This is a genomic window from Pseudoalteromonas sp. SG45-1 (assembly GCF_014164135.1).
Lineage (GTDB): Bacteria > Pseudomonadota > Gammaproteobacteria > Enterobacterales > Alteromonadaceae > Pseudoalteromonas > Pseudoalteromonas distincta.
In genome coordinates this window covers 141,893-151,424 of record NZ_JACJEP010000008.1, presented here as the reverse complement: position 1 = coordinate 151,424, position 9,532 = coordinate 141,893, and the positions used below count along the sequence as shown (strand labels likewise).

Here is a 9,532-nt window from a genome sequence, read left to right as displayed (position 1 = left end):
AGTTCATCGCTTTAATAAATCCCAACAAGATGCCTTTTTACCGCACATAGAAGACGGCACCTTTATATGTGTAGGTGCAACCACAGAAAACCCATCGTTTGCCCTTAACAACGCTATATTGTCGCGTGCACGCGTGTATGTTTTAAAATCGCTTGCCGATACCGACTTATACACCGTAATAGAGCGCGCACTTAAACAAGACGAGCAGCTAAGCCAAAAACACATCACTATTGCCGACAACGCTAAAAAGGCACTTTGCCAAGCAAGTGGCGGCGATGCGCGTAAAGTACTTAATTTACTTGAACAAGCAGTTGACTTAACGTCCGAGCAAAACGGTCAATACAACGTAGATGAGCACGTACTTAGCCAAGTGCTACCAACACATTTAGCTAAATACGATAAAGGCGGCGATGAGTTTTACGATTTAATATCGGCCTTTCATAAATCAGTACGAGGTAGCTCCCCCGACGGTGCACTGTATTGGTATTGCCGAATTTTAGCCGGTGGCGGCGACCCTTTGTATGTAGCAAGGCGTTTACTTGCCATAGCTACAGAAGACATTGGTAACGCCGATCCGCGTGCGATGGAAGTGGCTTTAAACGCGTGGGATATATTTCAACGTGTTGGCCCAAGCGAGGGCGAGCGTGCAATAGCACAAGCCACACTGTATTTAGCCAGCGCACCTAAAAGTAATGCAGTTTATATGGCGTTTAATCAAGCCAAAGCAGACGCTCAAAACGAGCCAAGTTACCCAGTACCAGAGCATTTACGTAATGCCCCAACTAACTTAATGAAAGACTTAGGGTATGGCGCTGAGTATCGTTATGCGCACAATGAAGAAGGCGCATTTGCCGCAGGTGAAAAATACTTACCACCAGAAATGGACGGCAAAGAATATTACTTACCGAGCGAGCGCGGACTTGAGCAAAAAATTAGACAAAAACTCGATTACCTAAAAGAGCGCGATGCGCAAAGCCCACTTAGACGATACGAAAATGATTAAACTTTATATGATGATCGCCCTTGGCGGAGCCTCAGGTGCGTGTTTACGGTTTTTTATTAGCGAAAGCATGCTAAAACTCCTCGGTAGGGGATTCCCTTTTGGCACGTTGACGGTTAATATTCTGGGTTCATTGTTAATGGGCATTTTGTACGGTTTGATAGATAAAGAAATTATCACCGCAAGCCCCGCCAAAACCCTTATCGGTATTGGCTTTTTAGGTGCATTAACCACCTTTTCAACATTCTCAATGGACTCGTTGTTGTTATTACAACAAGGTCACTTTATTAAAATGGCCCTCAATATCATCTTAAACGTGATGGTGTGTATTTTTATGGCTTGGCTGGGCCTTCAGCTAGTAATGCAAAAAGGTTAAAAAACTAACATGTTAGATTCTAAATTTTTACGTCAAGACATCGAACAAACTGCAGCACGTTTAGCGGCGCGCGGTTACGAACTCGATGTAGCGACGGTAACGGCACTTGAAGAAAAACGCAAAACATTACAAGTAAAAACGCAAGAACTTCAAAGTCAACGTAATGCAAGCGCAAAAGCAATTGGTCAAGCCAAAGCTAAAGGCGAAGACGCACAGCCACTACTTGATGCAGTAGCTAACTTAGGCAGTGAGCTAGATGCCGCTAAAACAGAGCAAGATGAAGTATTAGCCGCAATTAACGACATTGCTTTAGCAATTCCAAACTTGCCAGACGAGTCGGTACCGGCGGGTAAAGACGAGGACGACAACGTTGAAATTTTAACGTGGGGCACGCCTAAAAAATTCGATTTTGAAGTTAAAGATCACGTTGATGTAGGCCAAGACCTAAACGGTTTAGACTTTGAAATGGGCGTTAAAATTAGTGGCGCACGCTTTACTGTAATGCGCGGCCAAGTAGCGCGTATGCACCGTGCACTAACGCAATTTATGCTAGATACACACGCTGATAAAAACGGCTACACAGAAATGTATGTACCGTACCTAGTAAATAGCGCAAGCCTTTATGGCACCAGCCAATTACCTAAATTTGCAGGCGATTTATTCCACACATTAGGCCTTGTAAACGATGACGGCGAACAACAAGCCGGCTTTAGCTTAATTCCTACAGCTGAAGTACCACTTACAAACAGCGCCCGTGACGAAATTTACGACGAAAGCGATTTACCAATTCGCTTAGTTGCCCACACTCCGTGTTTCAGAAGTGAAGCAGGCAGTTATGGTCGCGATACACGTGGCTTAATTCGTCAGCACCAGTTTGATAAAGTTGAACTAGTACAACTTGTAAAACCAGAAGACTCAATGGCAACGCTTGAAGAGTTAACAGGGCACGCAGAGCAAATACTACAAGCACTTGACCTACCATACCGAAAAGTAATTTTATGTATGGGCGACATGGGTTTTGGCTCAGCTAAAACTTACGATTTAGAAGTATGGTTACCTGCGCAGGATACATACCGCGAAATTTCATCATGTTCAAACATGGCTGACTTTCAGGCGCGTAGAATGCAAGCACGTTTTCGCCGTGAAGGTGTTAAAAAGCCAGAGTTACTACATACACTAAATGGTTCAGGCTTAGCCGTTGGCCGTACACTAGTAGCCATACTAGAAAACTACCAACAAGCCGATGGTACTGTAGTCGTACCAGAAGTATTACGCCCATACATGGGTGGACTTGAAGTGATTGGTAAACAATAAAAATCAGTTTAGTTAAGCTTTAAAAGAAAAGCCGCTGTTTAAAAAACAGCGGCTTTTTTATTGAGTAAAAATTTATATCGGTACTAATTTTTATCGACACTTAAGTGCCGGTACTTTTAATGGCTAAGAGGTTATGAGCGATTTATTAATTTAAAATCTTTAGGTACCACAAATTTACTATCGCGAACGTCTTTCATTTCAACAGACTTTATTTCGTAAACATAGCGCACTACAGGATCTTTACGCCAGTGATCCATTACCATTTCTTTACCTTTATCCATTAGCCCACCAAGCAGTTGTGAACCAACTTCATCTAATCCGGCGCTGTAATCAACAGGTTTACGTGCGGTTTTACAGGCTTTCAATTGTTGTTTCCATTCAAGTTTAACTGAAATTGGGTAGCCTTTAATAGTTGCTAATTTTTGGCCAATCTCACCAACGAACTGATTATCTTCGTTACTTATATCACCTGTAAATCCTGCAATAGCTTTATAGGCTTGCGCACCTAATAAGTTCATTAATGCATTGTCATCGCCAATAGCTTTAAGGTAGCTGTCTTGAAACTTCTCATGAACTTGTAATGCACGTTTAGTTTTTGCATTTTGTGCTGTGGTCCAAAAATCAAAAGTCACTATGTTTTTATCTTCTGCGCCAGTGGTATCGTGGTAGCGGGTAGTCCAGTTAACAACGTACTGCTCTGTATCGAACCCATTAATTGTTCGGCTTTTTCCCGTTTTTTCTACAGTAAATGAATTCTCTTTCAAGTCAACACTACAACCAACTTCTTCGTATGTTTGATATTCTTCAGCATCTTCATCTTTCTCAAAAATGCTATCAGTAAAGCTTACTTCATCACAACCTGCCATAGGGCATTCGCTATATGTCTCGTCATCATAGTCAATGTAATAGCTTTTATTTTTAGAGGAATCAAAAACACGAGACTTATCAGAATTTGCCCAGCGCATTAGCCAGCTATCAAATGTATTTATTTCATGGATAACTCGCTTCGATTCACGAGTTAGTACAGTTTGCTTTCCTGTGTAGTCAGGTACATATAAACCATTAATTGCATACTCAGCCTTCAGTACAGAAGTTGGATTTAGTGGAGTTGTATCTTCTACTTTGGTACTAGCACATCCGGCAACAGCTAAAGCCACTACGATGAGTGTAAATGATTGTTTCATCTTCAGTTCCTTCTTAATTAAACTTGTACGAATTGTAAACCAATTGATTTATTTGTAAATAAATGGCGCGTTAAAATTGTGATTATTTTGGGAACGATTACTTGAGCTTAATTACAAACTGCTTCTTTATAATAAAAGAAACAGATAATGATGGACTTAAGAAGTGCGCATTCGCACTACTATACAGACAACAGGCATGTACCTAATTTAAAGTGTTAATCTTAGTAGATAAATTAAAGTTATTAAAAATCGTTAAAATTTATGAGAATTATTTTTTATAGCTTAAAGGTTAATATAGACTTCATACATAAGAACTTAGATGCACTAAAGCCGCTACTTACTTTAAAAGCGCAGCGGCTCTTATCCCTCTGTGAATTAATTTGCTTTAAACAACATTAGCTTTGCCTCTTTACCGTCTGTTAATACCGCGATGTTACCCTTATCAGTTATAAACACATCTCTTAACCTGCCTGCGGCATTAGGAAATACGTGAGACTGTGTAAATTCACCACTTAGCAGATTAACGCTGTAGAGCTTTTTATCAACAAGAGTAGTGATAAGCACATGTTGTTGCAATGAAGGAAAAGCTGCATGTTTAGAGCCGTAATACGCCATGCCTGACGGCGCTATTGATGGCGTCCAATTAACACTTGGTTTTTGCATGCCTTTATATTCGGTAAAGGGTGAAATACGCGCTTGCGAGTAATCTTTGCCATAGGTGATTACCGGCCAGCCGTAATTAGTGCTAGCGGTTAAGTAGTTTAGCTCGTCACCGCCTGCAGGGCCGTGCTCGTGGCTAACAATTTGCTGCGTATCGTAATCATAAACTAAGCCTTGAGGGTTACGATGACCAAAGGAGTAAACAGCATGTGCATTTAGGTTTTTGTGATTAATAAATGGGTTGTCTGTTGGAATGGTGCCATCTAGGTTTATACGTAATATTTTACCAAGTTGGCTGGTGATAACTTGTGCTTGCTCTCTAAAGTCAAACCCATCGCCCGTTGAAACTAATAATGTATTGTCGGGTAGGATAAGGGCGCGTCCTGCGTAATGTTGCGGTGTGTTTTTATCAGTCGCTACTTTATAAATAACGTTAGGCTTTGAAAAGTCAGTGCCATTAAACGTGGCTTTGGCAACAACCAGCCTGTTTGCGCTTGCATCACCTTGGGCATAAGTAAAAATAACTTCTTTTGAGTCGTTATAATCTGGTGATAAAACAATGTCGAGTAAACCACCTTGGCCCGCAACGTATAAGCCCTCAAGGTTTAATTTTACTCTTGATTGCACGTTGTTCTTAACTATAACTACATGACCATCACGCTCTGTAATTAACCATGTGCCGTTTGGTAGTTCAACCATGCTCCACGGAGACTGTAATTGCGTAGCCAGTGTTTGTGTACTGTATTGCTCCTTTGGTAGCGCAGCGCTTGCATTAACAGAAAACGCACAAAGCGAAAGCAGAGTAAAAAAAGAGATACATTGTTTACCGGGCAAGCCTTTGCTAGCATGGCCAGTATAAGAAAAAAGCTTTATTTTAAGTTGAGATAACCATGTCGTTTTTAACACGTGTATTGCCTTCATTTTTAGTTTCTTGGGTACTTACATTCACACTAGCTAGCTTGTTTCATAGCCAATACGTTGTCAATCAATTAGTTAATGTAGGTGTAGTGGTGGGCTTTAGTGATCGTGCTAGTTTAACGCTTGATGATTGGTTAGGCCTATTACCTACCTACGGCGCTATTATTGCCGTAGCACTTGCCATCGCTTTTTTTGTTACCGCAAAGCTTAATAAAAAGGTTCAAAAATACACTACTCAGTTATTTGTTATTGCTGGCATTGTGGCATTTGCTATTGTGTTAATTGCCATTGAATCAATTATGAATATTCATATTATAGCGGGCGCAAGAGGCTGGGGTTTTTATGCTCAACTGCTTGCAGGCGCGGTAGGTGGTTTTACATTTTCGCAATTATTTAAAGTAACTAAAAACCAAAAAGCGTGTTAGATGTGTGAATATAAGTACGGTTTATACGTTATATAGTGATTAATAAATAAAGCCCGCTGTTTATTATAAACAGCGGGCTTTAAATATGGCCTTTAGAAATTAATTAAAAAATTAAACTAATCAGTTTGTAGCTACTTAACCCAAAAATTAGGATTAAAACGGGTAGGGTTACCAGGTTTAACAGCAAAGAATTTGTGTAGTTTCCCATAACCCCTTTTTGATTAACCAGCCATACAAGGTAGGTGCTAACAATAGGGAGTAATAACCCGTTAGCCGCTTGCGCGAATATAATTACCGCGACAGGGTCTAAACCGAGTGACGCCACCGCAGCACCAAACAATAAAATAACAATAGCGACGCCTTTAAAGCGCGTGTTGCTCATATCGTTAGACCAGCCTAACATGCCACACACAGCATAAGCACCCGCAAGCGGCGCTGTAATAGCACTTGTTAAACCTGCAGCAAATAAGCCAATAGCAAAAAAGTAATGAGCGGCGTCGCCAAGCAATGGCTCTAGTTGCACGGCCATGTTAGCCGCACTAATTTGCCCCGCATCGGTGCCATAAAATGCAACTGAAGCTGTAGATAAAATAGCTAAAGTGATCACACCGCCCAAAGTGATTGATAGGCCTGTATCAACATTTGTTTGTTTAATCATTTTTTGCATGTCGCTGTTACTGTCGTGTCTAGCAGCAAGTACGCCGGAGTGCAAAAATAAGTTATACGGCACAATGGTAGTGCCAACTAAAGCTAGTATGGTTGTAATAGAGCCTTCAGGCATACTAGGAATAAAACCAGCAAATACATCACCCAGTGAAGGCGCTGCCATTACAAGTGTTGAGATAAACACTAAGCTCATTAAAATAACGAGTAAAATTAGCGCGTTTTCAACCACTTTATGTTTGCCGCTATACAGTAAAGCTGCACTAAAAAAAGCAATAAGTGGTGTCCATAGTTGGGAGCTAACTTGAGGGAATATTTCAATTAATCCCATGCTAGCGCCACTTAAGTTACCCGCTTCATAAGCTGCACTGCCCACACCAATGGCGCTGATGACTAAAAATATAGCTAAAGATTTAAATAAAGGCGTTTGAATATGTGCTCTGAGCGCTTGAGCTAAATCTTGCCCGGTGGCAACGCCAAGGCGCGCCGCCATAGATTGTAATAATATAGTGGCAATTACTGAAAACAGTAATGTCCATATAAGTGCAAAACCAAAGTTTGCACCTGCCACGCTGGCGGTAGTAATGGTCCCTGGTCCAATGAAGGCAGCGGTGACGAGTAGTCCTGGTCCTAATCGCATAATTGACCTTAATAGTGCTATTGCATGTTGCTATTTAAAGTTACATCTTACGTTTAAAACCAATATTTATACGCGATGCCGATTGTGTTAAAGCTGTCACTTACAGTAAGTGCCTTGCAGCAGTATTCGCTCCTTGACGATTTCTTTTTTATAAGCATATATTAAAAAAGGGCGCGTAGGATACCAACTTGTATATAGATTTAAAGGGGATACAGTGCGTTTGCATGAATTTTAAACGAATATATAAGCGAGTTAAATGAATGATGCCGATATTTATATCGGCATCAGTATATTTACTTTATTAGGCTTCTAATCGCTTCTAAGCCTTTTTTTAGGGTGTCTGCATCGGTAGCATAGTTAATACGAATACACTCGTGCTTGTGCGCCCAATCATCGTCAATGCCGATAAAAAAGTTGTGACCTGGGATCACATACACGTCTTGCTCTTTAAGTTGTTGATACAACACCTCGCTTGTTATTTTTGTATCTTTAAACCACAGCCACATAAAAAATGCACCTTCAACTTTGTGCAAATAAACAGGCAGTTCGGCAAATACTTCGTCAAACAACTCAATCGCTATGTGTGCTTTATTACGATAAAAAGGCAGTACAACATTACGGCACAGTGGCAGTAGTTCGTTGTCGTTAATTAGGCGTGTCACTAAGCTTGGGCCAATACTATTTGGTGATAAAACCATGCTGCCGTTTACGCGGCCAATTGCTTTAATAATCTCATTATTGGCAACCACAATACCGCTGCGTAAACCCGGTAGGCCCAGTTTTGAAAGTGACATACATAAAATAATATTTGAGTTCCACGTTAGGTTTGCATCGGTGTAAATACAACCTGGGAACGGATCGCCATATGCGTTATCAATAATGAGTGGAATACCATATTGCTTAGCAAGTAAATCAAGGTGTTTTACTTCATCATCAGTAATTACATTACCTGTTGGGTTAGTAGGGCGTGATACGCACAGCGCGCTTATGCTGCTGTCGTTTGTTAGTGTTTTTTCAACTGCTTTAAAATCAATGACGTATTTAAACTGTTTTGATGTGCTGCCTGTATTCAAAATTTCGATATCAGGCTTTATGGCAACAAACATATCAGCCGATAAACCTTGATCGGCATAACCTATGTACTCTGGCGCAAGGGGAAATAAAATCTTTTTATGGCTGCCATCCGGCATTTCGCCTGCCAACATATTAAACAGCACAAAAAAGTTAGCTTGGCTGCCATTACCAAGTGCTATGTTATCGGCGCTAATATCCCATGCATACTCTTTACTTAGCTGGCCTGCTAATGCCGCTCTAAACTCGTCGTTACCGGTTGGGCCGTCGTAAAGGCCAAATACCTGCGATACCTTGTTACTGGCAACGAGTTTTTGTAATTCACTTAAAAAAACCTCATTTACTTGTGGTACTAATGCGGGGTTACCGCCACCCAGCATAACAATATTAGGATTGTTGCTATTTTTAGCACCACCTAAATCTTCCATTAACTGAGTAATGCCGTTGGGTTGTGTAAATTTAGTGCCAAAGTTTGAGTAGTTCATAATGCATAGCGTTTGTTAATAATGGGGAGGGCAGTATAGCGTAAATAAAGGGCTTAAATCCGATGATGAGAATAATTCAATGCTAAGATTTACAGCTAGTTAAAGTAATGTAATTCCTTATAAAACAAAGGCTAATTTAAGACTTTTTAACGCCGTATAAAAACTCTTCGCCGCAGTCCATATACAAATCAAATTTGGCCATGACTTTGGTGAAAATAGGGGCGTGTAAAAACTCGTTTAACCATGCACGAACATGCGTATATTCACTTTGTAAGTACCAGTGTTTATCTACGCGGGCAAACTGTCTAATAAATGGCAGCAGGGCATAATCGGCTAGACTTTTTTCATCGCCTATTAAGTATTTATGCGTGGTTAGTTTTACTTCAAATTGCTTAATAAACTCTTCGCAGGCTTTTTGATAATAAATTTGTGCCATGTCTTTTGTACGAGCATAAAATTTGTACTTTTCGAGCACCGGTTTAAATTGCGTGTCGTTTAGCTTAATTAACTCAAGCATGCGCTCAAGTGCTAATGGGTCTTGAGTATGCAGTAAATTATGCGGATCGTTTTGCTTTAAAGCCCACAGCATAATATCTAGGCTTTCATCTATAACTTGGTTATTAGGCAGTAATAAAACAGGCACAGTGCCTTTAGGCGATATTTGCAACAGATGCGGCGGTTTATTTTTAGTTTTTATAGCGCGTAGAAGTACTTGTTGCTCTGCCATTAAAATACCCATTCGTGTACGCATTGCGTATGGGCAGTGTTGTAATGAATATAATAATGGCAATGTCAT

9 protein-coding genes are annotated in these 9,532 nt (G+C 40.5%); 4 read left to right on the top strand and 5 right to left on the bottom strand.

Annotated features, from left to right (window positions below):
* The 3 genes from H5117_RS09630 to serS form a co-directional block, all read left to right on the top strand.
* Positions 1-1,003, top strand: a 1,003-nt coding sequence (locus H5117_RS09630) for a replication-associated recombination protein A (RefSeq protein ID WP_182737457.1), incomplete at its 5' end; no start/stop codon positions are given.
* On the top strand, positions 996-1,376 hold the full coding sequence (gene crcB / locus H5117_RS09625; RefSeq protein ID WP_021032117.1) for a fluoride efflux transporter CrcB: 381 nt from the start codon (positions 996-998) through the stop codon (positions 1,374-1,376). The genes H5117_RS09630 and crcB, both read left to right, overlap by 8 nt.
* A 9-nt stretch (positions 1,377-1,385) precedes the next feature.
* Positions 1,386-2,690 (top strand): serine--tRNA ligase, encoded by a 1,305-nt coding sequence (serS, locus tag H5117_RS09620; RefSeq protein ID WP_096793228.1) that lies wholly within the window; start codon positions 1,386-1,388, stop codon positions 2,688-2,690.
* A gap of 131 nt (positions 2,691-2,821) precedes the next feature.
* On the opposite strand, the gene H5117_RS09615 is transcribed toward serS, so the two are convergent.
* Positions 2,822-3,874: a hypothetical protein gene (locus H5117_RS09615; protein WP_182737455.1), complete on the bottom strand. Its 1,053-nt coding sequence runs from the start codon at positions 3,872-3,874 to the stop codon at positions 2,822-2,824.
* Between the two features lie 375 nt (positions 3,875-4,249).
* Positions 4,250-5,440 carry a PQQ-dependent sugar dehydrogenase gene (locus H5117_RS09610; protein WP_182737452.1) on the bottom strand — a complete coding sequence of 397 codons (1,191 nt, stop codon included), beginning with the start codon at positions 5,438-5,440 and terminating at the stop codon, positions 4,250-4,252.
* Between H5117_RS09610 and H5117_RS09605 the strand changes: the two genes are divergently transcribed.
* On the top strand, positions 5,425-5,877 hold the full coding sequence (locus H5117_RS09605; RefSeq protein WP_182737450.1) for a hypothetical protein: 453 nt from the start codon (positions 5,425-5,427) through the stop codon (positions 5,875-5,877). The two genes, H5117_RS09610 and H5117_RS09605, sit on opposite strands and share 16 nt — an antisense overlap.
* Before the next feature lie 103 nt (positions 5,878-5,980).
* Here the strand turns inward: H5117_RS09605 and H5117_RS09600 are convergent, their stop codons facing one another.
* From H5117_RS09600 to H5117_RS09590, 3 genes are all read right to left on the bottom strand, one after another.
* Positions 5,981-7,180, bottom strand: a complete 1,200-nt coding sequence (locus H5117_RS09600; protein ID WP_182737447.1) for an Nramp family divalent metal transporter — start codon at positions 7,178-7,180, stop codon at positions 5,981-5,983.
* A 293-nt stretch (positions 7,181-7,473) separates the two neighbouring features.
* Complete coding sequence (locus H5117_RS09595; RefSeq protein ID WP_182737445.1) at positions 7,474-8,736, bottom strand: valine--pyruvate transaminase; 1,263 nt, start codon at positions 8,734-8,736, stop codon at positions 7,474-7,476.
* 136 nt (positions 8,737-8,872) lie between these two features.
* On the bottom strand, positions 8,873-9,532 hold the full coding sequence (locus tag H5117_RS09590; RefSeq protein WP_182737442.1) for a glutathione S-transferase: 660 nt from the start codon (positions 9,530-9,532) through the stop codon (positions 8,873-8,875).

What these genes read in the sequence shown, in the direction of transcription:
- crcB (WP_021032117.1), top strand. Translation starts at nt 996, where the DNA reads ATGATTAAACTTTATATGATGATCGCCCTTGGCGGAGCCTCAGGTGCG.
- serS (WP_096793228.1), top strand. Translation starts at nt 1,386, where the DNA reads ATGTTAGATTCTAAATTTTTACGTCAAGACATCGAACAAACTGCAGCA.
- H5117_RS09615 (WP_182737455.1), bottom strand. Translation starts at nt 3,874, where the DNA reads ATGAAACAATCATTTACACTCATCGTAGTGGCTTTAGCTGTTGCCGGA.
- H5117_RS09605 (WP_182737450.1), top strand. Translation starts at nt 5,425, where the DNA reads ATGTCGTTTTTAACACGTGTATTGCCTTCATTTTTAGTTTCTTGGGTA.
- H5117_RS09600 (WP_182737447.1), bottom strand. Translation starts at nt 7,180, where the DNA reads ATGCGATTAGGACCAGGACTACTCGTCACCGCTGCCTTCATTGGACCA.
- H5117_RS09595 (WP_182737445.1), bottom strand. Translation starts at nt 8,736, where the DNA reads ATGAACTACTCAAACTTTGGCACTAAATTTACACAACCCAACGGCATT.
- H5117_RS09590 (WP_182737442.1), bottom strand. Translation starts at nt 9,532, where the DNA reads ATGACATTGCCATTATTATATTCATTACAACACTGCCCATACGCAATG.